The following is a 26,515-nucleotide window of genomic DNA, read 5'->3' on the forward strand; positions in this document are numbered from 1 at the left end:
TTATCCTTTCGTAAGGTTTAGCGGGTTGGTGACAGCGTGCCGAAACACGCCCTTCCCGCCATTCAATTTGAGGGTCATCAGGGATTCTGTAAAAATCTGCGGGGCAAAAGGATCAAACAGTGCTTGCCGAGCCTGCAGATCATGATCGGTGACATGCTGGTCCAAGAAGCAGCGTACGCGCTGCCAAAACAGGTTTTCCGGCATCGCATAATGTTTGTGCAAAAGGTGGCTGAGTTCCGCCAGATTGTAGATAAACAGCGTATCCATCACCAATTCGCGCAGCGCCTCGGCTGATTGCATCTGATGAAACTGGTCTGGGTCCGCGTCTGCATAAGCGGGGTCAATTGCCACAAAATCAGGGACAAGATCAGGTTGTGACAACAGCGCTGGCATATATTCGACGCTTTCGTGAAAATCACGCGCAATTAACCCGGTGGGCCAGCCATCATCATGCTCTAGCATTAGGTTCTGGCCGTGCGCCTCTAGTGCGATACCATGCGCCACCATCAAGTGCCAAACTGGCAGAACAACGACTTGAAGCAGCTGATCAAGCCACGCATGCAACCCGTGTTTTTGCACCCATGGGTCGATCAAGGGCAGACGGCTCGCTTCGATCAGTGACAAGGCGTTCAGTGGCATCACCTGATCCGCCGCAAAGCCGCGCATTTGCGGGCTTTCACGATACAGAACCGCCAAATGCCCCGCCAAAGGTGTATCACGCCCCACGATCGCGCCCGCATATTCATGCAAGATCGTCAGCCGACATTCGGTTGAAAATAGCGGGTCAGTGTCTAAAACAGCAGCTAGCCAATCGCTGATGGCGGAGGCGACGCAAACCGAATGTGGCTCAATCGTGCGCAAGGACGATGTATTGCGCATGGCCATCGCGGTTTTGACGTGGGCGCGGTTTGGGTTATTGGCATTGCTCAATGTGCGGACCGATTGGGTCGCCCTGTATTTGTCGCCAAAGGCGCCCAAGGGCGTGATTTTTCCGATCTCAAACCAAGTTTGATACAGCGGTTCGCCTTTCAGCTTTTCAGCCTGCCATGGGTGGATAGGGAACAGCGCGTTCAGGGACAGATCAATCCCAGCGGTGATCGCCCGATCACAAAGCTTTAACCTAGTCGGGCTACAAAGTGCAGCCTTACAAAAACTATCGGGGGCGGCCTGATCAACAAGCTGACGGTCAACTGCGTACCAATGCAATTGAAATGCTGCCGCAGCCTCTGGCCCAAAGGCGAGGTGATCCGCATCAGAAAACCCGCTGCGGGCCTTAAAGCAAGGATGGTAGGGGTGCCCTTCGTCTATTGCGGTTTCCAACGCATCATAGGTCATCGTAATACGCGGACCGCGTTGTGCGACTGTGGCGCGGGTCAAGTCTGTCAGATAGGCGGTGCGGCGCAGATCGTCATTCAGTTCGGTTTTCAACGCATCTTTGGCCTGCAAAGCATCCACCACATCGTCAAGCGTGGCCGGACGCCACGTATCCGTCGCCTTGGTCATGATGGATCCGGGATAAATCCGTGGCCGATCAAAACTGCCGATTTCCATGCGCGCACGAAATTGCGCTGCACCACAGGTCCAATTCCGGTCAGTGGTTTCGCCAATTGGGGAACCTAGCCCCTCGAACAAAATCGCTTCGCACAATTGTCGCAGCACGCGGCCTTCGTTCGTCTCCGCTGTTAACGGTTCATGCCAGGGCATATTATACCCCCTGCACAAGTGGATTGGGCAGTCGTACATACACGGCCTTTTCATCCTCGGCCTGCAACTCATCCACATCATGCACGCGTGTCAGAAGATTGGCTTTCGCAGACAGCTTTGGCGTGTTCAGCAAAAAATCGATGAACGACACGGCAGGTCCGGTCGATATGGCAGCTGCATCCTGCAAACACTGCCGCAACTGTGCGACTAAAGCACTTTCATCGGCGAACCCGTCCCGGCCCAACCGGCTGATGACAGAGAAGATTTGATTTACGATCAGATAGTAGCAGAAACGCTCGTTGATTTCGGCCTCAGGAAAGCAAAGCGCGTCGATATCTCGCAATGACGGTTCCAACGCGGCTAACGCATCCAACCGACTTTCTGCGATGTAGTACCCTTGATTGTCCCGAAAGTAATGGCAACTGGGTAGGCCTGCGCTGACATCCAAAAGGCTGTTTTGCTGGTGCGCCTCTAGCGCGATCCCGTCCCTATCATAAAGTGCTAAAGCCGGTGTGAGCGCGCAATCCAGATAGGCCGTAAACCAGTGTTTCGCGGTTTTGCTGGGCAACGCGTTCTGGCGGCGAGACAGTCCCATCACAATGCGTGCCAACATCGACTGCTGACCAGGTAGTGGGTCCGCCGTCAATGCTGCCATGTTGACGACGCCTTCTCCATCATCATCCATAAACGGGTTGTTGCGCAGGATGACTTCGAACCCGGTTTCACGCTGATCGGGCAGCGACAGGGTTACATAGGCCGGATCGTTGATGATCTGGAAGTTTGGCGGCAACGGCCCCAGCTTATCCAGCAGCCGGGCCATGACAACGCCTGCCTCAAGCTCGTGACACAAATTGACCCGATGCGAATTGGTGATTTGTACAGGCAGCGAGAATTTTAGCATCCACGGGCAGTGCCTTGCATAGACAGTGCGTACAGATGATGTGGCCGTAAACAGATCACCGGCGGTGCCAAGATCACGTAACAATCCATCTTTGATGAGCCCCTTCACCAGTGGGCGCAGCCGCAGCGCATCTGCCTGCAAAGGATGCATTGGGATCAGCGTTTCGTCTGGGTGCAACACGTCTAGGTCCAGCTCGGGTATATCTTGCAAAATTTCGTGCAGGCCACGCTCATCCGCAGAGCCGGTTTTGACGATGCTGTCGTGGGCTGCGAAATAGTGAAGTTGAAAGCGCGCCCCGAACTCAGGTCCATAGGCTTGTTGGTGCAGGTCCGTCATGCCTTCGCGGCTTTTGGGGGTGGGATGCAACCAATGCCCAAAGTGCAGACCTTGCTCTGCGGACAGGAAATTGGCCTCGGGGTTTGCCGCATCATTGCTTGTTTTGCTGATCTGGTCGTAGCTGTTCAAAACTCGGCGCAATAGTTCCAACATTTTGTCGTCGGTGGCCACGGACATGCGTGCAAAACAATCAGTCACGAGCATCGGGATCAGTTCGCCAATCGTGGCCTTCCGCCACACCTGTCCCGCCAGATCGTAAAGCTGCAAAGCACCAAAATCATGTGGTCCGGTTAGGGACCAATAAATCAACTCGACCCGCAGCCGGGTGAAACTACTGGTCAATTCAAAATCGATTTGCATTGGTGCGCCATGGTCGCAGGGGACCACAACACCCGGCGACACCTCACGCATGTAGCAATTCAACAACGCCTTGAAAGTCGCCCGCGCCGCTGGATCGCGCGCGTCGGGCAACATAGTCAAAGGTGGTTGCCAAAGTGAGGTCGGCAGGGGATGTGCCAAAGTTCGCATATGAGATAGCCTTTCGGAATGGCCAAAAGGCCAAGCGATGATTGGAAAACTCGGCCAATCTTGGGAATAACCCAGAATTGATCCGACGGAATCGGTACAAAGGATTTTGGCTGGGCTTTTGGCCTTGCTCAGTTCGCGAGGGACATCAGCGCATAGTTGATCTGCGCAGTCGTGAAGTTTGAGACGGTGCTGTTTGCGTCAGGTGCCAGTTCAACGATGTCTCAGCCAACCAGACGGCGGCCTTTAAGCGCATTGCGATTGCTTGGTAGTAGCTGAGCCTGCTTGGGACTGGTGTACCGGTGGCGGGCAGGATGGATGGATCAAGCCCGTCGACACCTAAGCTGACATAGATGTCCTGTGGAAAGTCATCAGGCAGATCGACGGTGTGAATGTCTTGCGTCATTAGGTCTTCGGCATCGCGGTAGGAAACTCCACAAGAAGCGCGTCTCACGACTTCCTGAGCACAAAATGCCCGGACACGGAATTGCGCAATGCGGATACAGTCTTCTTCGGTCAGCAATTGCATGACGGACGCGTGCGAGTGACGTTCGCCTTGATAGGCCTTGCGTAGATCCGCATGCGCGTCGATTTGCACGACGCCGGTGCGGCGATCCAACGCACGGGCCGCACCACGCACGGCCTTATAGCTAAGCGCGATTTCTCCGCCCAAGGTGGCGGGGATTGCACCCCATTTTATTGCAGCTTCGGTGAGGGCGGAGATTACCTCCGGCAATGCGCCAGTGTGGTCAACCGGCATCACCCGGAATCTGGCTGTTTGCGGATCACGCTCTGCTGCGCTTAGCTCACCCTCAAGGACATGTGTCATGACAGCCGCTCCAAAAAGTCACCATAGGTGAATTCACGGATCATTTGCAGATCGTCGGTTTCGGAGTTCCACAAGGCGATGCCGGGCAGTGGCACACCGTTGAAGGTGTTTGTTTTGACCATGGAATAATGGGCCTGATCCAGAAAGGCGATGCGTTGGCCAGGCTGTAGGGGATGGGCCGTTGTGTAATCGCCGATGACATCGCCTGCCAAACATGACGGGCCGCCGATACGTGTTGTCGTATCTCCCTCAACCTCGTCCAGAAACTCGGGCCGGTAAGGCGCTTCGATGACGTCGGGTATGTGGCATGTTGCCGAGATATTGGTAATGGCCAGTGGCATAGAGTTCTGTGCGACATCCAGCACTGCGCCCACTAGAATGCCTGCATGCAATGCGCAGGCCTCGCCGGGTTCCAGATAGACATCGATGCTATATCTTTCTCTGATGTTTTGGATCAGTTCAGTCAGCCCGTCCCGATCATAATCCGGCATGATGATGTGATGGCCGCCACCAAGATTAAGCCATTTCATACCTGGCAACCACGTAGCTGACCGATTCTCGATGGCCTCCCATGTCCGCTGAAAGGGGGCAAGCCTCTGTTCGCACAGCGTGTGCATATGCAGCCCCTCGATCCCATCCAGATCGGCGTCGGTGATCTGGATAATTGGGGTGCCAAGCCGCGAACAAGCGCTGGCGGGGTCGTATTTTTCGGTCCAACTCTCTGAATGTTCGGGGTTGATGCGCAGTCCAAAACTGGTGCTTTCGTCCCGGTTTCGGGCGGTCTTTAATTGTTCGGCAAACCGTCGGGCCTGCGTCGGCGTATTGAAAATCAGATGATCGGACAGCGCGATGATCCCGTCTAGATCATCCGCCTTGAAGCCCGCGCAATAGGTGCTGACCATGCCGGCAAATTTATTACGGCCCAACCGCGCGTTGTACAGCCCCGATGCACTGGTTCTTGACAGGTATTTATCCACCAATGGGACCACCGCGAACATGGAAAATGCCTTGAGCGCCAGCAGGATATGCGCCCCTGATTGATCCGCAACATCAGCCAGAATAGACAGGTTTCGTTCAATCGCCACCTCATCCACGACAAAGCATGGCGATGGAACCCGAGACAGGTCAAATCGCGCGAAGCCATCACGGGAAAGGGCCGCGATATCCATTCTTAGAACTCCGGATGGCCGTCAAGTTCAACGACCTGCCAGGGCAGGCCATCGCTGTTGAGCATCTCCATGAAGGGGTCCGGGTCTAACTGTTCGGTGTTCCAGACGCCGGATTCAAGCCAAGTCCCTGTCATCATCATCGCCGCACCGATCATCGCAGGCACACCGGTGGTATAGGCCACTGCTTGACTGCCCACCTCGGCGTAGCATTCCTTATGATCGCAGATGTTGTAGATGTAATAGGTTTTCTCACCGTCGCCAGCAGGACCTGTGATAATATCACCGATGCAGGTCTTGCCCTTAGTCAGCGCGCCCAGATCACTAGGATCAGGTAGCACTTCTTTGAGGAACCGCAGCGGAATAATCTCTTTGCCTTCATAGATGACCGGATCAATCCCGGTCATGCCGATGTTCTGCAATACGGTGACATGGTTGATGTAAGCATCACCAAAGGTCATCCAGAACCGGGCGCGCTCGATCTCGGGAAAGTGAGTTTTGAGGCTCTCCAGTTCCTCATGATACATCAGATACATGTTCTTTTCGCCCACAGCGGGAAAGTCGAACGCGACCTTGCGAGCCATGGCATGGGTTTCGATCCAATCGCCACTTTCCCAATGACGGGCGACGGCTGTGACTTCGCGAATGTTGATTTCAGGGTTGAAGTTAGTGGCAAATGCTTTGCCATTGTCACCACCGTTGCAATCCAAGACGTCGATCAAGCGAATACCATCCAACTTATGTTTGCGAATCCACGTCGCAAAAATGGAGGTTACGCCCGGATCAAAGCCCGAACCAAGAACGGCTGTCAGACCCGCTTGCCTGAACCGGTTCTGATAGGCCCATTGCCAATGATATTCGAATTTCGCCTCATCTTCGGGTTCGTAATTGGCGGTGTCCAGATAATGCACGCCAGCCTCAAGACAGGCATCCATCAGGACCAAATCTTGAAAGGGCAAGGCAAGGTTCACCACCAGTTCTACGCCGGTTTCGCGGATCAACGCAGCGGTAGCCGTCACATCCATTGCGTCAATCTGCGCGGTCTTGATTACAACACCGGTCCGTTTTTCGACGTTCTGCGCAATCTCATCACATTTGGACAGGGTGCGACTGGCCAGAGTAATGTCTTTGAAGATTTCAGGGTGCATCGCCATTTTGACAACAGCCACGGCGCCCACGCCGCCCGCCCCAATAACTAGAACTTTTTCCATTATTTTGATCCTTTATCTCGATCTAGTTATCCGCGCCAAAGTAAGTCGAACCAGCCAAACTATCTTTGTAGGCTGCTATCATTGTACGCCGCTCGGTGGCATTGACCCGTCCCGCCTTCACCGCCCGCTCTACCGTTTTGCGGAACGTCGTCAGGCAGTCGTTGGGGTCATACTCGACGTAGGACAACACCTGCGCGATCGTGTCGCCTTCGATTTCATTTTCGATGTCAAACCCACCTTTGCCATTAAGTGATATGGTCACAACGTTGGGGTCACCAAATAGATTGTGCAAGTCGCCCAAGGTTTCCTGATAGGCACCCACAAAGAAGACCCCGATGTAATAATCCTCCTCCTTCTTCAGCGGGTGTACCGGCAAGGCACCGACCATCCCATCAGCAAGGACAAACTGATCAATTTTCCCGTCACTGTCGCACGTGATGTCGGACAACACGGCATTGCGGTTAGGGTTTTCATCTAGTCGTTGTAGCGGTATGATTGGGTGCAGTTGATCGATGGCCCAGACATCCGGCAATGATTGGAACAGTGAGAAATTCCCGTGATAATGATCCACAAAGCCAGTCAGTTCTTCATCGACCTGGCCAGCGTGTTCGGGCTTGCGGGCTTCAATCTTGAAGCGGGACAGAAGATACAAAAATGCCTGCTCTGCCCGGGCCAGCAACGGCAATTCAATCTGACCGCGCCGGAACAGGGCGCGGATTTCATCGCGGTAATAAATCGCGTCATTGAAGGCCTCTTGCAGGCGGTGACCCACGATATAGCCTTCGACAGCTAACAGATCCGACAAGAGATGGTGATCGCCGGCTTCCACGGCAGGTTTGTCGGATTTATCGTAAAGCGTGGCGTCCAGAATATTGAACACAAAAATCGCCGATTGCGCTACGACAAACCGTCCGCTTTCGGTCACGATTGTTGGATGGCCTACCCCAGCATCGTCCATCGCATAACGCACGGTTTCAACCATATTGGCGCAATATTCATAGACTGTATAGTTGACCGAATTGTCATCAGAACGGCGTTCGCCAGTGTAATCAATGCCAAGACCGCCGCCCAGATCAAGATAGCGCAACGGCGCACCCAGCCGACTAAGTTCCGTGTAGAACCGGCTGGCTTCGGTCGTCGCACGCCGTACATCCATGATGTTGGGCACCTGCGATCCCAGGTGGGTGTGTTGCAAAACAAGACAATCCATCATCTTGGTTTCTTGCAGGCGGCTCATCAGTTGCACGACATCCAGCGGGCCCAGGCCGAACACAGAACGATCCCCTGATGAGTCCTGCCATTTGCCCGTCACGGTTTCCGTCAACTTGATCCGCACGCCCAACATCGGACGCACATCTAGTTGCTGCGAAATACGATGTACGATTTCAAACTCATGCAAGCTTTCCAACACAATGATCGTATTGAATCCCAGTTTCTGGGACAGGATTGCCAGATGAACAAAGGCCTCGTCCTTGGCACCGTTGCAAATCAACAAGGCCTCGGGTGACATGGATTGGGACAGGGCAATCAACAGTTCCGGCTTTGATCCTACCTCTAACCCAAAATGATAGGCGTGGCCTGCTTCGGTCAACCGCGCAACAACCTCAGACTGCTGGTTGACTTTGACCGGAAAGACACCCCGATAAGCGCCCTGATACTGGATATCACGAAAAGCGGTTTCAAACGCGTCATGTAATCGCGCAAGGGCACGATCCAAAAACGGCTGCACACGCAACTGGATCGGCGCAGAAATTCCGCGCTGCGCCAAAGCATCCATGATTTGTGGCATGGACACAGGCGGCGTATCACCAATTGGATTGCACAAACATAAGTCGCCATTGTCCGCCACAGACAAAAGATCATCACTCCAGTTCAGTAGGCCATAGATGTCGCTAAATCGTATATCTACCCCACCCTCAGTGGTTGCCTTAGGGGCATCAACCTTTGAGCCAGCGCCCAAATCTTTAAAGGGAATATTCATACCGCTCTCCACCATGAGTTGTGGCTGGGACGGGCGATTTGGACGTAAGATCCGCATAGCCTACCGGGCGATTGGCTCCTGGATAGGGCGCAATTTTCACCGATGCAAGGGCTGATGTGCGCTGTGTGGCATGGTGGCGATCATCCTCCTATGGGGTTAGGCTAGAAACAAACGGGTTGCGGAAAGGCATTCACTATATAATTCTGATAAAAATAATCAGAATTATATGAAAACTACACTGATCCGCACTTTCAAAACACCAAACGCATCAAAGTAATTGCAACAGCTTTGCAAACATTTCGCCCACAAGGTGGAGACCAATTGTGATGAAGTATACGGATCCGCTGCGTTGGGATTCGATCCCATTTACTTTGAGGCGAACACTACAATCCTAGGCATCAAGATAACACTCAACGACGGTTCCGACGCTCTATCAACCCAACAGATGCTCGACACGCATCTGGCACGCTTTGCCTTCTGAGAAGATTTCAAGACGATGGTGTGGTCAGAGAGCTGATCTCTGACAAAAAGAACATCAGGGCGCATTCTTATATCTGAGTGTTTCAATTGGATATGATTTGCGCCACGCTATACAGCAACCGCTCCATCGCCAAGTTTAACTCATCTGCAGTTGATCTGCAGCCTCAATGTCTTTCCCCTGCCGAAGAGCATCACACAAAGCGTCTAAAAACCTAGGGGCACCTCAGTTTGTCCGTTAGAGATGCCTTCAGGTGTAAGTTGGTATTATGAACGTCAGGGTCTTGAGGGGGGGTACGCAAGGCAGGGCTGACAATGCCTCAAGGCCGAAATTAAGATTTGAGAATAGCTGGAATGACGAAGGAAGGACAGAACGTGGATGAGGATAAAAAGAAGAATGGAGGTTATCCAGATCAAACGACAATTAATGATTGGTGCCTTTATGGTTCGCGAAATACGGAGATAGAGCACATGGCCCGTACGCTGACACTGACGTAAGGTTTGCGATTGCCGGAGGGCGCAATGTTAGAAACACTTTGGGTGATGGAACGATCTTTACGCGCAGCTGGGCATAAGAGGTAGTTGATCAACCTGAAGGCGCTTTACATCACACCCGTTAGTAGATGTTCATGGTTCGTTGTATTTGGCGTTTTCCGTCTTGAGTTGTAAAAGTTTGACGAGAGCGGCCTTTGGTTTCTTGGTGCGCCGGACTTTGTTGCCGTTCAGAATCTTGTCGCTTGCGACCGGTCGGAGGATATCAGAAACTACCATTTTAGAGGATGATTGGGTTTAAAAATGGCAGTGATAATTCGACAGGTTGCAGAACAAGATCGCGATGAATGGGATATCCTATTCGAGGCATATTGCAAATTTGGCGGAGACGAACAGACACCCGAGATGAGGGATCGCGTTTGGGGCTGGATACATGATCAGTCAGCTCAAACTCTATGCTTCGTCGTAGAGAATGACCAAGGTAAAATAGTTGGTTTCGTTCATTTTAGATCATTCGAGCGTCCGATGCCAGCTACCAAAGGTGCTTACATCGACGATATGTTTGTAGCCGCTTCTTCTCGCGGGCAAGGTGTAGTTGATAAAATGATTGAGGCAGTCGGCGCTTATGCCAAAGAACAAGGTTGGGACATCGTTCGATGGATGACCTCCGAAACCAACTACCGGGCAAGGTCAGTTTATGATCGACATGGGACAAAGAGTAATTGGGTTACCTATCAACTGAACTCCTGACTTATGTAGGTCTGGGCTCGAAGGAGCCCTTCGCGGCATTTTGCACGAACGGCGGCTTTCGTAAAAAAGGTAAATCTATGAGTCGCAAATAATAAGACTGGTGCGTAGCGCGTTTCCCCGATGTTTCAAAGTCAATGACTTAGCAATCTGAAAAAGGAAGATCTATGTGTCGCTCCACACATGTATACACGTTTTGAATGGGTCGTCTTGGGCGGCCTTTTTCTCTGTTATATGGCGATAAATCGCTTTGACGGTTCTCTTGAGTTTATTTCGATGATGTCTGTATTTGTTCCTTGAGGGGTATTGAATGTGGTGTTTTTGAAATGGCCCTATCAGTAAGAACGCGTCGTAGTCGCCCGCTCTTTGGATATGAAGCCTCGGATTATGCTGTTCGATGAGCCGCCATCTGCGCTTGATTCAGAAATGATCAAAGAGGTTTTAGACACGTTGATCGTTCTTGCCGAGGAAGGTATCACGATGCTTTGTGTTACCCATGAAATGGGATTTGCCCGTCAAGTTGCTGATCGGGTCGTTTTCATAGATCAAGGCCAACTCGTCAGAGAAATAACACCTGAGTTGTTTTTCGAGAACCCAGAAAACGAGCGCACTAAACTATTCATAAGTCAGATCTTAGGACATTAGCCCCGAACTACGTCAGGTGTAAATCGAAGCTGTCAGGTCATAATTTGACCCACGAGGGGCGAGTGCCCTTAACAGCAGAACGATTGCTTGATGTGGCAACAGTTTGAAACCGCGGGGCTTCCTCTGACGTCACTTTCATGGACCGCAGGCGTGATGAGCTTACCGTACGAATTGCCGAGTGCACGTTGACAACAAAGCGAACTTAAACCGGCCCTATATGGCTGTTGCGTGTGCGTCTTTAGTGCTCACGAATGCGTCTATTTCTTTGGCAATAATTCGCGCCAGTGGATACGTACCAGGGCTCATCTCGAGACCTCTAGGAGCCAATTGGAAGACGCTTGAGTAACGAGTCATAAGCTTTGTCGCAGTTTGGTTGATGATAACTTCTTGATCAGGGAACGCTTGCTTAAGATCTTGCACGGGAAAGTTAAACTGACACATCAACGCTTCGATCATTGCGGCAACCAAATCATCGTTTGCGGTCATTTGATACCCTTTGTGACCTGCAAATCCGGTTGCCAGAATTCTCTCAAGATATGCCGATGTCGCGACTGCGTTTTGGACGTACCCGCCTTTAAACCGTGAGATTGCAGAGGCCCCTAGGCCAATCAAGGTTTGGCTTTGATCATCTGTATAGCCCTGAAAATTGCGACGTAGGTTGCCCTGTTGATGGGCAAGGTACAGACTATCGGTTGGTTTTGCGAAGTGATCGATTCCAATTGCATTGAAGCCAACGACGCATAATGTATCTGCTGCAGAACAAGCCAGCTCAAAGCGCATTTTTGTATCTGGCAAGGTCTCTGGTTTGATCAGGATTTGGCGTTTGGACATCCACGGCACATGCGCATAACCATAAATTGCCAACCTGTCCGGATCCATACCAACAACATGATCGAGCGTTTTTCGGAAGCTGTCCGAGGTTTGATGCGGAAGCCCGTAGAGCAAATCAAGGTTGATCGCTTTAACGCCGTTTTTGCGCAAAAACGCGATAACATCATTGGTTTCGCTTAACGTCTGGAGCCGTCCAATGGCCTTTTGCACGGTTGGTTCAAAATCTTGCACGCCGATGCTCGCGCGGTTCATTCCGAATTCGATTAGAGTTTGAAGAAGGCTGGGCTTTGCTTCGGTTGGGTCGATCTCTACCGAAAACTCAAATTCCGAGGCCTTCGGGATTGTGTCGAAAACCGTTGATAAAAGATCCGCCATGGTTTCAGCCGAAAGTATCGTGGGCGTCCCTCCGCCAAGATGTAGCCGGCGCATCTTGACGTCTCCCGGTAGGGCGGTTGCGAGGGCTCGCAGCTCTTTTTTTAAAACGGCGACATAGGCATCGACTGGTCGAAGAGTCTTGGTTCCTTGGGTTCGGCATGCACAAAACCAGCATAGGCGCTTGCAGAAAGGAATATGGATATAAATTGAAACTTCTTCGCCGGGATCTAGGCTTTCGATCCAAGGTTTTTGGCATCGGTGCCCAACATCAGGTTGAAAGTGGTTGGCTGGCGGGTAGCTCGTGTACCGCGGCACTTTGACATCAAACAAGCCATGGCGCGAAAGGGTCTCGTAGTTTTCCATGACCTTCGGTACACCGTATTTTGAATGTAGAATTTGATGCAGATCAACATGTCCAAATTTAACCTATCGTCTGAGAATTGTAGTGAATGCCCTATTCGTCATCGCGCGGTTTGCTCGCGCTGCGAGGTGGACGAGTTGTCGCTACTTGAAACGATGAAGTCTTATCGCAGCTATTCTGCGGGTGAAGTTATCTTGTGGCGTGGTGAGCCGCTTGATTTCGTGGCCTCTGTCGTGTCTGGCGTCGCCAATTTATCCAAAACTTTGGAAGATGGTCGTACGCAGATGGTAGGGCTTCTGCTGCCCTCAGATTTCATCGGTAGGCCTGGTAGGGAAAATGTCGAGTTTGATGTGACCGCTACAACCGATGTGACTTTGTGCCGCTTTGAGCGTCTACCCTTTGAAAAATTGCTTGTTGAGACACCCCATGTCGCCCAACGCCTGATGGAAATGGCATTGGATGAACTGGATGCTGCGCGAGATTGGATGATCTTGTTGGGACGCAAGACCGCTCGTGAAAAAATAGCGACGTTTCTTGACCTGCTTGCTCGACGTGGCACCTTGAACAATGGCGCGGCCCAGGTGTCGTTGGATATGCCGATGACACGCGACCAAATCGCCAATTTTCTGGGTCTTACGCTTGAAACCGTCAGTCGCCAGATGAATGCGTTGAAGAAGGACGGTGTGATTTCATTCTCAGGCCGTAAGCAACTTGATGTCATCGATTTGCTCGCATTGCGCTTGGCAACAGGCGATGACGCTGATGGCGGAATGATCGTCTAGAATTCAGCGTTTCTTGACACAGATCAAAGAACCTCCAGAAAACCCATCTAAAACACCCTTGCGAACAGGAGCGTCATTTGATGCTCGGCCAATTGCGAGGGCATTTTATGGACTATCTGAAACTAACGATATTGGGGCTGATTACACTAATCGCCGCGATTGCCACCAACTGGGCACATGACCTAGCCTATCAAGTCCATGCCTTTCTCATCATGATAATTGCATTTGGCATGTTCATTTGGGTGTTGCGTCGAACAGACGAAACCAAAGTCCCGCAACAAGATGGGATATTTTTCGACGGTGTCATCCGCGCTGGCGTGATCGCAACGGCATTCTGGGGAACTGCCGGCTTTCTTGTCGGTACGTTTATCGCATTTCAGTTGGCCTTTCCCGCATTGAATTTTGATTGGGGACAACCTTTCACAAACTTCGGTCGCCTTCGTCCGCTGCACACCAGCGCGGTTATTTTTGCGTTTGGGGGCAATGCCCTGATCGCGACGTCTTTCTATGTCGTCCAACGCACCAGCGCCGTACGGTTATGGGGCGGGAACCTGTCATGGTTTGTGTTCTGGGGATATCAGCTGTTCATTGTTTTGGCCGCAACCGGATATCTTTTGGGCGCAACCCAATCCAAGGAATACGCCGAGCCGGAATGGTATATCGATATCTGGCTCACCATCGTTTGGTTATCCTATCTTGCTGTATTTTTGGGCACGATCTTCAAGCGCAAAGAGCGCCATATCTACGTCGCCAACTGGTTCTACCTTGCATTCATTATCACCGTGGCCATGCTTCACGTTGTCAACAACCTGTCCATTCCGGTGAGCATTTGGGGCAGCAAATCCGTTCAAGTCTTCTCGGGCGTACAGGATGCAATGACCCAATGGTGGTATGGCCACAACGCGGTGGGTTTCTTTCTGACGGCGGGTTTCCTTGGGATGATGTACTACTTCGTCCCGAAGCAGGCGAACCGCCCTGTTTACAGTTACAAACTGTCCATCATTCACTTTTGGGCACTGATTTTCCTATATATTTGGGCCGGGCCACACCATTTGCACTACACTGCATTGCCTGATTGGGCCTCGACCTTGGGCATGGTGTTCTCGATTGTTCTATGGATGCCCAGCTGGGGTGGCATGATCAACGGTTTGATGACCCTGCAAGGTGCTTGGGACAAACTGCGCACCGACCCAATCTTGCGGATGTTTGTCCTCTCACTTGGCTTCTACGGTATGTCCACATTTGAGGGACCGATGATGTCGATCCGCGCTGTGAATGCGCTTAGCCACTACACCGATTGGACCATCGGGCACGTTCATTCCGGCGCACTTGGTTGGAACGGCATGATCACCTTCGCTTGCCTGTATTTCCTGACGCCGCGTCTGTGGGGCCGCGAAAAGATGCATTCAATGTCTGCGATCAGTTGGCATTTTTGGTTGGCCACAATCGGTATCGTTTTATACGCGGCATCCATGTGGGTCACAGGCATTATGGAGGGCTTGATGTGGCGTGAGGTCGATGATCAGGGCTTCTTGGTCAACAGCTTCGCCGACACCGTCAGCGCAAAGTTCCCAATGTATGTGGTGCGTGGGTTGGGCGGGGTCCTGTTCTTAAGCGGAGCCCTCGTGATGGTCTGGAATATGTGGATGACCATTCGTGGCGCAAAGCCAGCCGACAAGCCGCTGCCCAATGCAATTCCTGCTGAATAAGGACCTCCAAGATGGCCTTTCTTGATAAACACGCAATCCTCGAAAAAAGCCCGACGTTGTTGTTGGTGGCCAGTCTTGGGGTGGTGACAATCGGCGGTATCGTCGAAATCGCTCCTTTGTTCTGGCTTGAGAATACGATCGAAGACGTTGAAGGAATGCGACCTTATTCCCCGTTGGAACTGGCTGGTCGCGATATCTACGTCCGCGAAGGCTGCTATGCCTGTCACAGCCAGATGATCCGGCCGATGCGGGATGAAGTAGAACGCTATGGGCACTACTCGCTGGCAGCTGAATCGCAATATGACCACCCGTTTCAATGGGGCTCAAAGCGTACAGGGCCTGACGTGGCCCGCGTGGGAGGCCGGTATTCAGATGCGTGGCACGTTGATCATTTGATGAACCCGCAATCTGTTGTTCCCGAAAGCATCATGCCCAAATATGCGTTCCTTGCAGACACTGTCATAGACGGTAAACACATCGAAGATCTGCTTGCGACGCACCAGCTGGTAGGCGTGCCATATACAGATGAGCAGATATCTTCAGCCTACGCTGATTTTCGCGTTCAAGCAGATCCTGACGAGGATTGGGATGGTTTGGTTGAGCGGTACCCAGGTGCGGTTGTATCCAACTTTGACGGTCAATCAGCGCTGACAGAAATGGATGCATTGATTGCCTATTTGCAGATGCTTGGCACGCTCGTTGATTTCTCAACCTTCACACCTGACGCAAGCCGATAGGAGGCCATGATGGATACATACTCATTACTTCGAGAAGTCGCAGACAGCTGGGTTCTGCTTGTGATGTTCTGTTTCTTTGTAGGTGCGGGCATCTGGGCGTTTTTGCCCAGCCAAGGTGATGCACGGGAAGACGCAAGGATGATCCCTCTGCGTAACGATGTCGACAAGAAGGTATGCTCGGGTGCTTGCGAAACCTGCTCGTGCGTAGGTCTTTTGGAAAAGCTGAAAGGGTTTGACGATGTCTGATCAAAAGATCGATGAAGAAACCGGCGTCGAGACTACCGGTCATTCGTGGGACGGCATTCAAGAATTGAACAACCCGTTACCGCGTTGGTGGCTTTGGACTTTGTACCTGTCGATCATCTGGGCAATTGGATACACTGTTTACTATCCCGCTTGGCCTCTGGTCACAGGGGCGACAGCTGGCATTTCGGAGTGGTCCACACGAAACCAAGTCGCCGAGGATATCGCCGCCCACCAAGAGCAAAACGCGGAACTTGTGGCCGCATTGGTGGTTGCCGACATGGAAACGATCGCCGAAGACACAAGTTTGAACCGCTATGCAATTGCGCGTGGGCGTTCAGCATTTCTCGCGCAATGTTCGCAATGCCATGGGTCGGGTGCTGCGGGTGCGGTTGGGTATCCCAATCTGCTCGACAACGATTGGCTTTGGGGCGGTAGCATGAACGAAATCATGCATACAGTCCGCCACGGTGTGCGCAACGAAACCGATCCGGACGCACATTGGTCAGAGATGCCCGCATTTGGGGAAATACTGACAAGCGAGGAAATCTCAGCTGCGGTCGAATATGTCGTGTCACTCTCTAGCACTGAGTATGATACGTCTTTGGCTGATACTGGAGCGTTGCTGTTCAGCGACAATTGCGCGGTATGTCACGGGGATAACGCGCAGGGTGACCGAGACATTGGTGCCCCCAATCTTACAGACGCAATCTGGCTTTACGGCGGCGATCGTGCATCGCTGACCGAGACGGTTGAATATGCACGCTTTGGTGTCATGCCCGCGTGGGGCCAGCGACTGTCCGAAGAAGATGTGCGTTCTTTGTCAGCTTATGTTCACGCCTTAGGCGGCGGTGAATAAACGAGATTGGCCGGTGGATTTCTCTCCAGCCGGCTGATTGCTCCGAAATGGCCCTGTTCGCAAAACGTGCTGTTTCGGAGCATTTTTGATTCAGATCAAGGCAAGACCTTCGCAGTTGTTTTATGTCGACAGTGCGAACAGGAAGCCAAATAGATGTCAGACACACCTCCAAGTTTATATGCCGCTCAAGAACCCGTCTTTCCACGCAAGGTGAAGGGTTTTTTTCGTACGTTCAAATGGTGGATCATGACTGTGACCTTGGGGATCTACTACCTAACCCCATGGATACGTTGGGACCGTGGTCCGAACCTGCCTGATCAGGCGGTGTTAATCGACATGGTCCATCATCGGTTCTATTTTTTCTGGATCGAAATTTGGTCGCATGAGTTCTACTTTGTAGCTGGCTTGCTTATTATGGCAGGGCTGGGATTGTTCCTTTTTACCTCCGCTTTGGGGCGGGTTTGGTGTGGATATGCGTGCCCACAAACGGTCTGGACGGACCTGTTTATATTGGTCGAGCGCTGGATCGAGGGTGATCGTAATGCCCGTGTCCGGCTTTGGAACGCCAAATGGAATATACACAAATGGCGGCTCAGGCTCACCAAGTGGCTGGTCTGGCTTGGCATCTCTTTGGCCACGGGGGGAGCTTGGGTTTTCTACTTTGCAGATGCGCCATCTCTTTTGTCCAATCTGGTAACATTTGAGGCCCATTTCGTGGCCTACATCACAATTGCAATTCTGACTGCGACGACATTCCTTTTTGGCGGGTTCATGCGCGAGCAAGTGTGTATCTACATGTGTCCTTGGCCGCGAATTCAGGCAGCCATGATGGACCCGGAAACAATCACGGTCGCATATCGTGACTGGCGTGGTGAAGATCGTAAGAATTCACAAGCGGCCAAAGATGGTGCGCCGCAGGGCGACTGTATTGATTGCATGGCATGCGTAAATGTCTGCCCGATGGGGATCGATATTCGCGACGGCCAACAAATGGAATGCATCACTTGCGGATTGTGCATCGACGCCTGCGACGATGTAATGACAAAGATCGGCAAGCCGCGTGGCTTGATCGATTACCTCGCTTTAGCCGACGAAAACGTCGAGCGTGCAGGCACCGAGCCAAGGCCAATTTGGAAACACATTCTTCGGCCACGGACAATTTTGTACACGGTAATGTGGTCGGCGATTGGCGTGGGTCTTGTTTATGCACTGTTCATTCGCAGCGACATCGAATTGACAGTCAGCCCGATCCGAAACCCAACCTATGTGCTGCAATCAGATGGCGCGATCCGAAACATCTATGACGTGCGTCTGCGCAACAAGCTAGGTGAAGATCGGCAGTTCCACTTGAATTTGACGAGCGCTGAAATCCTTCGGATCGAACTGGAAGGCGAAGGTCGCCTGTTGTCTATTGATGTGCCCGCGGACAGCACGGTTTTGCAACGCGTTTATGTAACAGCACGCCCGCAAGACGATGCCGCAGGACAGGCGGCGACACCGCTGCGGCTTTGGGTTGAAGATGTTGAGAGCGGCGATAGCGCCAGCCAAGCGACGGTATTTAACGGAAAGGAAAGCAAATGACCGAGATTAAAGGATGGCATGTCTTTGCAGGGTTTGCTGCGGCCTTTGGTGTGATTATCGCGGTGAACCTGACGCTGGCCTATAAATCTATCACGACTTTCCCTGGGCTTGAGGTGCGCAATTCTTACGTCGCAAGCCAATCGTTTGATGCGAACCGCGCGGCGCAGTTGGCTTTGAATTGGGATGTATCGGCCTATCTGGACGGCCATACGTTAACCCTCACCATTCTAAAGGATGGCCAACCCATTGCGCCCGCAATTGAAGAGGCCATTTTTGGCCGAGCGACAAATGTCGCCTTCGACGAAACTCCCGACTTTGTCTTTGACGGCACAGCATTACGTGCCCCTGTGGTCGCTGGGGATGGCAATTGGAATCTTAGGCTAAAAGCCCGCGCTACAGATGGCACACTCTTTCAACAACGCATTGTCGTTCGAGTGACATCATGACGGCCGCATGCCCCGCCTGTGTTGCGATCCCCGATGTGGAGGATCTGGAGATAGGCCCCGGTCTGAAGTTTTCTATACCGGCGATCCATTGCGCGGCTTGCATTGGCAAAATTGAGCGTGGTTTGCGCGACGTTGTCGGTGTGAATTCCGCGCGCGTAAATCTATCCCTAAAGCGCCTGACCGTGGTGGGGGCTGCCAATCCGGAGCATATCCAAGACGCACTTACAGATCTAGGATTTGAAGCCTACCCGCTTGATATCGAGGCTTTGAACACCGCCCGTGATACTGTCGGGCGGTCGCTTTTGACGCGTATGGCTGTGGCCGGATTTGCGATGATGAACGTCATGATGTTGTCCGTGGCAGTTTGGTCGGGAGCGGCAGACGCCACGCGTGATCTGTTTCATCTTATCTCGGCAGCAATCGCGCTGCCTGTTGTCGCGTATTCTGGGCAGCCGTTTTTTCAGAACGCATGGGCGGCTCTGCGGGTGCGGCGCTTAAATATGGATGTCCCCATTTCGCTCGCCATCCTTTTGGCGTCGGGTATGTCGTTGTTTGAAACGTTAAACGGTGGCCACCAGGCCTACTTTGATGCGGCATTGTCGTTGACCTTCTTCCTGCTGATCGGTCGCTACATGGATCACCGCACGCGTAGCGCAGCGCGATCTGCCGCTAAAGAACTGACGGCGTTGGAAGTTCAGAAAGCCCAACGCGTGGTGGGTGCAAATATCGAAACAGTTCCCGTCGTTGATTTGGCTGTCGGCGATGTCATATCGGTTCCAACCGGAGCCCGCGTACCGGTGGATGGGGTGCTCTTATCGTTGACTGGTTTGATGGATCGGTCCTTTTTAACCGGCGAGTCAGCTGCAGTTAACGCAACGCAGAATGCCCCCCTGCAAGCTGGCGAGATTAATGTTGGAGCGACCATAACCCTTCAAGCGACAGCCGTAGGCGAGGATACGTCCCTTCGCCGTATGGCTCAGATGGTTGAAACCGCCGAGAACAGCCGGAACAGCTACACTGCGCTGGCCGATAGAGCTGCACAAATTTATGCCCCCGCAGTTCATTTGTTGGCCTTGATCGCCTTTGTCGGATGGGTACTTGCGACAGGCAATGCTCGGCACGCCTTGAATGTGGCAATTGCGGTGCTGATTATCACTTGTCCCTGCGCCCTTGGGCTTGCTGTTCCAGCGGTTTCAACAGCCGCCATCAGCCGTTTGTTTGCGATGGGGTATCTGGTTAAGCATGCGACAGCGTTAGAACGGCTAGCCGAAGTTACCCGTGTGGTTTTTGACAAGACAGGCACGTTAAGCATCCCAACCATTAACCTGCCAGAAGCGATGGGACAAACCGACCGTGCAGTGGCAAAGGCCTTGGCGCAGGCATCCAATCATCCAACATCGCGCAGATTGGTGACCGCGTTGGGAGGTGTTGACGCGGCAGACGTCTCCGACATTCATGAAGCCGCAGGGCAGGGTATCAGCGGGACAAGTCTGGGAGATACTGTGCGTTTGGGTCGCGGCGCATGGATTGGTGCCGATTTTGATGGCCTCGGGTTCAGGGCAGGGAATTCGGAGCCTGTTCCGATTGATGTCGTCGAGCGTCCGCGTGCGGGTGCCGAAGATGCAGTGAGGACACTCCGCTTGCCTGCTGAAATCATAACAGGAGATGCCCAAGAGCCCGCAATGGCCTTTGGTAAGCGTCTTGAGTTACCCGTTTCATTCAATATCCGGTCCGAGGAAAAACTGCGCCTTGTTAAAGCCATGTCCGATCAGTCGGACCGTGTTCTAATGGTCGGGGACGGGTTGAATGACACGGCAGCTCTTGCTGCGGCGCATGCATCAATGGCACCCGCATCCGCCCTAGATGCATCGCGCGCCGCGTCTGATGTGGTAATATTGACCGACAGTTTTGCGGAACTACCGCTGGCCTTGAAAGTTGCGGGGCTTTCCAGAAAACTTTCCAAACAGAATTTTGCAATTGCTGCGGTATACAATTGCATCGCAATCCCGGTAGCCCTTGCTGGCCTTGCAACACCTCTTGCGGCGGCACTTGCTATGTCTGCGTCTTCCATCACCGTTTTGTTGAATTCCCAACGTGTCAGGTACACAAAATGAACGTCCTTGTTGTTCTCATACCCATTTCTTTGCTTCTGGGGTTTATCGGATTGTTGGCTTTTGTCTGGACGGTGCGTAGCGACCAATATGACGACGACAAAGGGAATGCCGCGCGAATTTTGCTAGATGACTGACCTAGTATAGCGTTTAATTCCGATCGACGATGCCGAGCATGTTGCTTCTAGCTGACGCCTGTGCCCATAAAATAGATCCAATAAATTCAGCATCTTCATCAGCTTTTCCGGATCGGGCAAAGCTGATCGCGCATTTGATCAATGGCGTGCAGGTTGAATTGCGAAGTATCGTGTCTCGTCGACAGATGCTGGGGTAGCTGTTGAGGCAATTATCATGTTGGTCGCGCAAAATTTAACAAACCTAAGAGAAGGGGTGTTTGATTTGCGCAGGGATTAATGGCATCGAGGCGGGATGGAATTTCTAGAAGTTGGTCATAACCCCTATCTGATTGCGGCGTCGATTGTGATTGCAGTCCTCGCGGGCTTCACCGGATTGACGCTGACAAAGGATATCTCCAAGCATAGCGTCGCGCGTCGTAAGGGCGCGATCGCTATGGCTTCCATCGCATTGGGTGGCGGCATTTGGTCTATGCACTTCGTAGCCATGCTTGGCATTCAAATGCCCATCCTGTTTTTCTATGACGCGGCCATCACATTGGCGTCGGCGCTTCTTGCTATCTTGATGGTAGGGGCAGCCTTGCTGATCTTGCACTTTGTGGAACGGACACCTGTCACATTAAGTGCAGCTGGGGCCTTGGTCGGTGGGGGCATTCTTGCGATGCACTACATTGGGATGGCGGGCCTGCAGTTGTGCCGAGCGGTCTATACGCCGGGCGGTATATTTCTGGCGGTGGTCTCGGCCATTGGCTTATGTATCGCCGCGTTTTGGATCGCCTACGGGCAACGCACAAACCGCAACATTCTGCTGGGGACGCTGTGCTTTGGGTTTGCGGTCTGCTCGGTGCATTTTGTGGCGATTTCGGGGACGCGTTTTGTTGCGGTGCCATCGTTCAACGAGTTCGGCCCAGCGATGAGCAACGAGGTATTGGCGCTTGGCGTGATCCTAACCAGCTTTGTTATCTTTGGTGCGTTTTTGTCGATGAGTGTGACCTTCTTCGTGCCCTCCGTGATGACGGCCACAGTGCCCGAACCTGTAGATCCGGTACCAGCACCTAGTGCAGTACCGATTGCGGTCCGTATTCCGTGTGAGAAAGATGGTGCCACGCAGTTCATTGACCCCAAACAAGTGGCCTTTGTTCGTGCCGAGGGGCACTACACACATGTGTACATGCAGGACACAAAGCACTTTTGCGCGTGGCCGATTGCCGAGGCCAGCAAACGCTTGTTGAAGGCCGGCTTCTTGAAGACGCATCGCAGCTATTTGGTGAACCCCGCGCAGGTGCTTCACTTCGAGCGAACCAAAGACAATGGGGTGTGTCGGTTTGAGGGGGGGAATTTGCCGCCTGTTCCGGTAAGTCGTTCCCACTTGAAAGCCGTTCGCGACGCTCTTGGTTTTTAAGGTTTCGCATTTCGTGCGCTCCCAGGCGCATTTCGTGAGAAAACCAGCCCTTTTCGCTACAATTTAGCAGCCACTGCATACGACTGCGTACAGTCTGGTCTCCTGACATACATTTGTGGATCGGGAGGCGAAGCAATGATTCCAGCGGCGTTTGAATACTACAGGCCAGCGGACATGAAGGGCGTAATTGCTCTATTACAAGAACATGGTGATGATGCACGCGTGATGGCGGGAGGGCACAGCCTTATCCCGATGATGAAGTTGCGGATGGCTGACATCCCTCACTTGATCGACCTTCAAGACGTGTCCGAACTAGAAGGCATCAGCGTTGATGGCGACACAGTCCGCATCGGCGCAATGGTCACGCAACACGAGCTGATTAATTCAGCTGCATTGGCAGAGGCTGCGCCGATCTTGAAGGAAGCGTCCACGCAGATTGCTGATCCGCAAGTGCGATACATGGGAACAGTTGGTGGCAATGTGGCAAACGGGGACCCAGCCAACGACATGCCTGGCCTGATGCAATGCCTAGATGCGCAGTTTACATTGCTCGGCCCTGATGGCGAACGTACGGTTGCCGCGCGTGATTTTTACGAGGCGGCCTTTATGACCGACCGCGAAGATGATGAAGTCCTGATCTCCGTGAGCTTCAAGATCCCGAAAGGCGCCCACGCTTACGAGAAGCAAAAGCGTAAAATCGGCGATTATGCAACGGCTGCTGCAGCCGTACAGATAACCGCAGAAGGCGGCAAAGTTACATCTGCGTCGATTGCGATGACGAACCTCAGCGACACGCCGATCTTGTCGGAAGCCGCAGGGGAGGCATTGGTTGGCTCCGATTGCTCGGGCGCTGCCCTGAAGGCCGCCGTCGCTGCCATGCAAGAAGACATTGACCCAACAGAAGACAACCGCGGACCGGTGGAGTTCAAACGCCACGTCGCAGGAATTGTCTTGAGCCGCGCAATCGCGCGCGCTTGGTCACGAACATAGGGAGGAATTTAACATGTCGAACAAAATGCACGTCAAATTGAACGTGAATGGCGAGGACCACGAATTCCTTGCTGAGCCACGCGATCTGCTGATCTACACACTACGAGAAAAGCTCAACATCACTGGCCCGCACGTGGGCTGCGAGACGTCTCACTGTGGGGCCTGTACGGTCACCATGAATGGCAAGTCTGTCAAATCTTGCACTGTCTTTGTTGCTCAGGCGAACGGGGCCGAAGTAACAACGATTGAGGGTCTTGGAACCCCAGATGCCCTGCACGTTCTACAAGAGAATTTCAAAGAGCATCACGGCTTGCAATGCGGTTTCTGCACACCAGGGATGATTACCCGCGCGGCGAAACTTCTTGAGGAAAACCCGAACCCAACCGAGGCGGAGGTGCGCTACGGCATGGCCGGCAATATCTGCCGCTGCACTGGTTACCAGAATATCGTGAAATCCATCCTCTCGGCTGCCGCCGAAGTGAATGCAGCTAAGGAGGCGGCGCAATGAAGGACGAAATTACTCGCGAAGAACGGGTCGCCAATCTCAAAGGTATGGGTTGCTCACGCAAGCGCGTCGAGGATGCGCGTTTCACCCAAGGTAAGGGCAACTACGTTGATGATGTAAAGCTTCCGGGCATGTTGCACGGTGATTTCGTGCGGTCCCCTTATGCGCACGCTCGGATTAAGTCTATCAACATAGATGCCGCGATGGCATTGCCCGGCGTGACAGCCGTTTTGACGGCGAAAGACCTAGAACCATTGGCGCTGCACTGGATGCCGACACTGGCTGGCGACAAGCAGATGGTATTGGCCGACGGCAAGGTTTTGTTCCAAGGCCAAGAGGTGGCATTTGTTGTAGCCTCCGATCGCTATGTAGCTGCGGATGCGGTGGAGCTAGTGGAAGTCGACTACGAAGAGCTTGAAGTGATCGTGGATCCGTTCAAGTCGTTGCAGTCTGACGTTGTGCTGCGCGAGGATCTTGTGGCCGAAGACGGTTCAGTTCCCAATGGTGCCCACGGTCCCCGCAAGCACCCCAATCACATTTTTACGTGGGAAGCAGGTGAAGAAGAAGCCACCAACCAAGTGATCGACAACGCTGAAGTCGTCGCTGAAGAAGAAATGTATTACCACCGTACGCACCCGTGCCCGCTTGAAACCTGCGGTTCGGTGGCGTCCATGGACAAGGTCAACGGCAAGCTTACCCTGTGGGGGACGTTTCAAGCGCCGCACGTGGTGCGCACGGTTGCGTCGCTTCTGTCTGGCATCGAAGAGCACAATATCCGCGTTATCGCGCCTGATATCGGCGGTGGTTTCGGTAACAAGGTTGGGGTCTACCCTGGCTACGTCTGCTCTATCGTGGCCTCCATCGTGACTGGCGTTCCAGTGAAATGGGTTGAAGACCGGATGGAAAACCTGATGTCGACGGCCTTTGCCCGCGACTATTGGATGAAGGGTAAAATCAGCGCCACCAAAGACGGCAAAATCACGGGCTTGCACTGCCATGTGACGGCTGACCATGGTGCGTTTGACGCTTGTGCCGATCCTACGAAATTCCCTGCGGGTTTCATGAACATCTGTACGGGGTCTTACGACATTCCAGTGGCCTATCTTGGGGTCGACGGGGTCTATACCAACAAAGCTCCGGGTGGTGTGTCTTACCGTTGCTCGTTCCGCGTGACCGAGGCGGTCTACTTCATTGAGCGTATGATCGAAGTCTTAGCTATTGAGTTGAACATGGACGCGGCAGAGCTGCGCCGGATCAACTTCATCAAGAAAGAACAATTCCCTTACACAGCAGCGCTGGGTTGGGAATACGACTCAGGTGATTACCACACGGCTTGGGACAAAGCGCTTAAAGCCGTCGACTACGAAGGGCTGCGCAAAGAGCAAGCAGAGCGGGTCGAGGCCTTCAAGCGAGGCGAAACGCGTAAGCTGATGGGCATTGGGCTGTCGTTCTTCACCGAAATCGTGGGCGCTGGCCCAGTTAAGAACTGCGACATCCTTGGGATGGGTATGTTCGATAGCTGCGAAATTCGTATCCACCCAACAGGGTCCGCGGTGGCGCGTCTTGGGACCATTTCACAAGGGCAGGGGCACGCGACGACGTTTGCGCAAATCCTTGCAACCGAGATTGGTCTGTCAGCAGAAAGCATCACCATTGAAGAGGGCGACACCGATACTGCGCCATATGGTTTGGGCACTTATGGGTCACGCTCCACTCCGGTCGCTGGTGCGGCAGCGGCGATGGCTGGGCGCAAAATCCGAGCTAAGGCACAGATGATTGCGGCCTATCTGCTTGAGGTCCACGACAACGACGTAGAATTTGACGTGGACCGTTTTGTGGTGAAAGGCGCGCCTGAGAAATTCAAAACGATGAAGGAAATCGCTTACGCTGCCTATAATCAGGCTATCCCAGGTGTTGAGCCGGGGCTTGAGGCGGTCAGCTACTACGATCCGCCGAACATGACCTATCCGTTTGGCGCATATGTTTGCGTTATGGATGTTGACGTGGACACCGGTGTACCAGATGTGCGTCAGTTCTATGCGCTGGACGACTGTGGTACGCGGATCAACCCAATGGTTATTGAGGGTCAAATCCACGGGGGCCTGACAGAAGCCTTCGCCGTCGCCTTGGGACAAGAGATTGCCTACGATGACTTGGGCAACGTGAAAACCGGTACGCTGATGGACTTCTTCTTGCCTACGGCATTTGAAATCCCGAACTACGATACGGATTACACGGTGACACCATCGCCGCACCACCCCATTGGTGCGAAAGGTGTAGGTGAAAGCCCTCACGTAGGTGGCGTGCCTTGCTTCTCCAACGCGGTGCAAGATGCGTTCCGCCCGTTCGGTAATCGTCACACCAACATGCCCCATGACCATTGGCGCATTTGGCAGACTGCAAACCAGCTTGGTTTGCACGACTAAAGCCTTGAA

The 26,515-nt window shown here is 52.9% G+C and carries 21 protein-coding genes and 1 pseudogene; 15 read left to right on the plus strand and 7 right to left on the minus strand.

The features are described 5' to 3' along the window. The 6 genes from ABJN86_RS06450 to speA form a co-directional block, all read right to left on the minus strand. Positions 1-1,704: an IucA/IucC family protein gene (locus ABJN86_RS06450; protein ID WP_348365645.1), complete on the minus strand. Its 1,704-nt coding sequence runs from the start codon at positions 1,702-1,704 to the stop codon at positions 1-3. 1 nt (position 1,705) lies between these two features. Further along, positions 1,706-3,469 carry an IucA/IucC family protein gene (locus ABJN86_RS06455; RefSeq protein ID WP_348365647.1) on the minus strand — a complete coding sequence of 588 codons (1,764 nt, stop codon included), beginning with the start codon at positions 3,467-3,469 and terminating at the stop codon, positions 1,706-1,708. Positions 3,470-3,614: 145 nt separating this feature from the next. Beyond that, positions 3,615-4,295 carry an arginase family protein gene (locus ABJN86_RS06460; RefSeq protein WP_348365649.1) on the minus strand — a complete coding sequence of 227 codons (681 nt, stop codon included), beginning with the start codon at positions 4,293-4,295 and terminating at the stop codon, positions 3,615-3,617. Next, positions 4,292-5,464, minus strand: coding sequence for a carboxynorspermidine decarboxylase (locus ABJN86_RS06465; protein ID WP_348365650.1), 1,173 nt, complete (start codon positions 5,462-5,464; stop codon positions 4,292-4,294). The genes ABJN86_RS06460 and ABJN86_RS06465 overlap by 4 nt, the downstream gene beginning before the upstream one ends. Positions 5,465-5,466: 2 nt before the next feature. Next, complete coding sequence (locus ABJN86_RS06470) at positions 5,467-6,672, minus strand: saccharopine dehydrogenase family protein (RefSeq protein ID WP_348365652.1); 1,206 nt, start codon at positions 6,670-6,672, stop codon at positions 5,467-5,469. Between the two features lie 22 nt (positions 6,673-6,694). Further along, positions 6,695-8,653, minus strand: a complete 1,959-nt coding sequence (speA, locus tag ABJN86_RS06475) for a biosynthetic arginine decarboxylase (RefSeq protein WP_348365654.1) — start codon at positions 8,651-8,653, stop codon at positions 6,695-6,697. A 1,272-nt stretch (positions 8,654-9,925) separates the two neighbouring features. Between speA and ABJN86_RS06480 the strand changes: the two genes are divergently transcribed. Then, positions 9,926-10,372: a GNAT family N-acetyltransferase gene (locus ABJN86_RS06480; protein WP_348365656.1), complete on the plus strand. Its 447-nt coding sequence runs from the start codon at positions 9,926-9,928 to the stop codon at positions 10,370-10,372. Between the two features lie 339 nt (positions 10,373-10,711). Continuing rightward, positions 10,712-11,014: pseudogene (locus ABJN86_RS06485) on the plus strand (amino acid ABC transporter ATP-binding protein); the annotation flags it as partial. Between the two features lie 213 nt (positions 11,015-11,227). Here ABJN86_RS06485 and hemN read toward each other — a convergent pair. After that, positions 11,228-12,583 (minus strand): oxygen-independent coproporphyrinogen III oxidase, encoded by a 1,356-nt coding sequence (gene hemN / locus ABJN86_RS06490; RefSeq protein WP_348365657.1) that lies wholly within the window; start codon positions 12,581-12,583, stop codon positions 11,228-11,230. Positions 12,584-12,631: 48 nt separating this feature from the next. On the opposite strand from hemN, the gene ABJN86_RS06495 reads away from it, so the two are divergent. The 13 genes from ABJN86_RS06495 to ABJN86_RS06555 all read left to right on the plus strand — a co-directional run bounded on the left by ABJN86_RS06495 (position 12,632) and on the right by ABJN86_RS06555 (position 26,506). Continuing rightward, a complete protein-coding gene (locus ABJN86_RS06495) occupies positions 12,632-13,363 on the plus strand; it encodes a Crp/Fnr family transcriptional regulator (RefSeq protein ID WP_348365659.1) in 732 nt (243 codons plus the stop codon). A 107-nt stretch (positions 13,364-13,470) separates the two neighbouring features. Further along, positions 13,471-15,072 (plus strand): cytochrome-c oxidase, cbb3-type subunit I, encoded by a 1,602-nt coding sequence (gene ccoN, locus ABJN86_RS06500; RefSeq protein ID WP_348365661.1) that lies wholly within the window; start codon positions 13,471-13,473, stop codon positions 15,070-15,072. Positions 15,073-15,083: 11 nt separating this feature from the next. Next, positions 15,084-15,809, plus strand: a complete 726-nt coding sequence (gene ccoO / locus ABJN86_RS06505; RefSeq protein WP_348365663.1) for a cytochrome-c oxidase, cbb3-type subunit II — start codon at positions 15,084-15,086, stop codon at positions 15,807-15,809. A gap of 9 nt (positions 15,810-15,818) precedes the next feature. Continuing rightward, positions 15,819-16,055: a cbb3-type cytochrome c oxidase subunit 3 gene (locus tag ABJN86_RS06510; RefSeq protein WP_348365664.1), complete on the plus strand. Its 237-nt coding sequence runs from the start codon at positions 15,819-15,821 to the stop codon at positions 16,053-16,055. Continuing rightward, positions 16,048-16,911 (plus strand): cytochrome-c oxidase, cbb3-type subunit III, encoded by an 864-nt coding sequence (ccoP, locus tag ABJN86_RS06515; RefSeq protein ID WP_348365665.1) that lies wholly within the window; start codon positions 16,048-16,050, stop codon positions 16,909-16,911. The genes ABJN86_RS06510 and ccoP overlap by 8 nt, the downstream gene beginning before the upstream one ends. Before the next feature lie 153 nt (positions 16,912-17,064). After that, the gene (gene ccoG / locus ABJN86_RS06520; protein ID WP_348365666.1) at positions 17,065-18,492 is read left to right on the plus strand and encodes a cytochrome c oxidase accessory protein CcoG; all 1,428 of its coding nucleotides are present in this window, start codon (positions 17,065-17,067) and stop codon (positions 18,490-18,492) included. Beyond that, positions 18,489-18,938: a FixH family protein gene (locus tag ABJN86_RS06525; protein WP_348365667.1), complete on the plus strand. Its 450-nt coding sequence runs from the start codon at positions 18,489-18,491 to the stop codon at positions 18,936-18,938. Before ccoG ends, ABJN86_RS06525 begins: the two co-directional genes overlap by 4 nt. Continuing rightward, positions 18,935-21,052: a heavy metal translocating P-type ATPase gene (locus tag ABJN86_RS06530; protein ID WP_348365668.1), complete on the plus strand. Its 2,118-nt coding sequence runs from the start codon at positions 18,935-18,937 to the stop codon at positions 21,050-21,052. Before ABJN86_RS06525 ends, ABJN86_RS06530 begins: the two co-directional genes overlap by 4 nt. Then, positions 21,049-21,186, plus strand: a complete 138-nt coding sequence (ccoS, locus tag ABJN86_RS06535; protein WP_348365670.1) for a cbb3-type cytochrome oxidase assembly protein CcoS — start codon at positions 21,049-21,051, stop codon at positions 21,184-21,186. The genes ABJN86_RS06530 and ccoS overlap by 4 nt, the downstream gene beginning before the upstream one ends. Before the next feature lie 292 nt (positions 21,187-21,478). Beyond that, positions 21,479-22,585: an MHYT domain-containing protein gene (locus ABJN86_RS06540; protein WP_348365672.1), complete on the plus strand. Its 1,107-nt coding sequence runs from the start codon at positions 21,479-21,481 to the stop codon at positions 22,583-22,585. A 135-nt stretch (positions 22,586-22,720) separates the two neighbouring features. Beyond that, on the plus strand, positions 22,721-23,575 hold the full coding sequence (locus ABJN86_RS06545; RefSeq protein ID WP_348365673.1) for a xanthine dehydrogenase family protein subunit M: 855 nt from the start codon (positions 22,721-22,723) through the stop codon (positions 23,573-23,575). 13 nt (positions 23,576-23,588) lie between these two features. Then, on the plus strand, positions 23,589-24,083 hold the full coding sequence (locus ABJN86_RS06550; RefSeq protein WP_348365674.1) for a (2Fe-2S)-binding protein: 495 nt from the start codon (positions 23,589-23,591) through the stop codon (positions 24,081-24,083). Beyond that, a complete protein-coding gene (locus tag ABJN86_RS06555) occupies positions 24,080-26,506 on the plus strand; it encodes an aerobic carbon-monoxide dehydrogenase large subunit (RefSeq protein ID WP_348365676.1) in 2,427 nt (808 codons plus the stop codon). Before ABJN86_RS06550 ends, ABJN86_RS06555 begins: the two co-directional genes overlap by 4 nt. The last annotated feature ends 9 nt before the right edge of the window (positions 26,507-26,515 follow it).

The organism is Litoreibacter sp., assembly GCF_039974535.1.
Taxonomy (GTDB): Bacteria; Pseudomonadota; Alphaproteobacteria; order Rhodobacterales; family Rhodobacteraceae; genus Litoreibacter.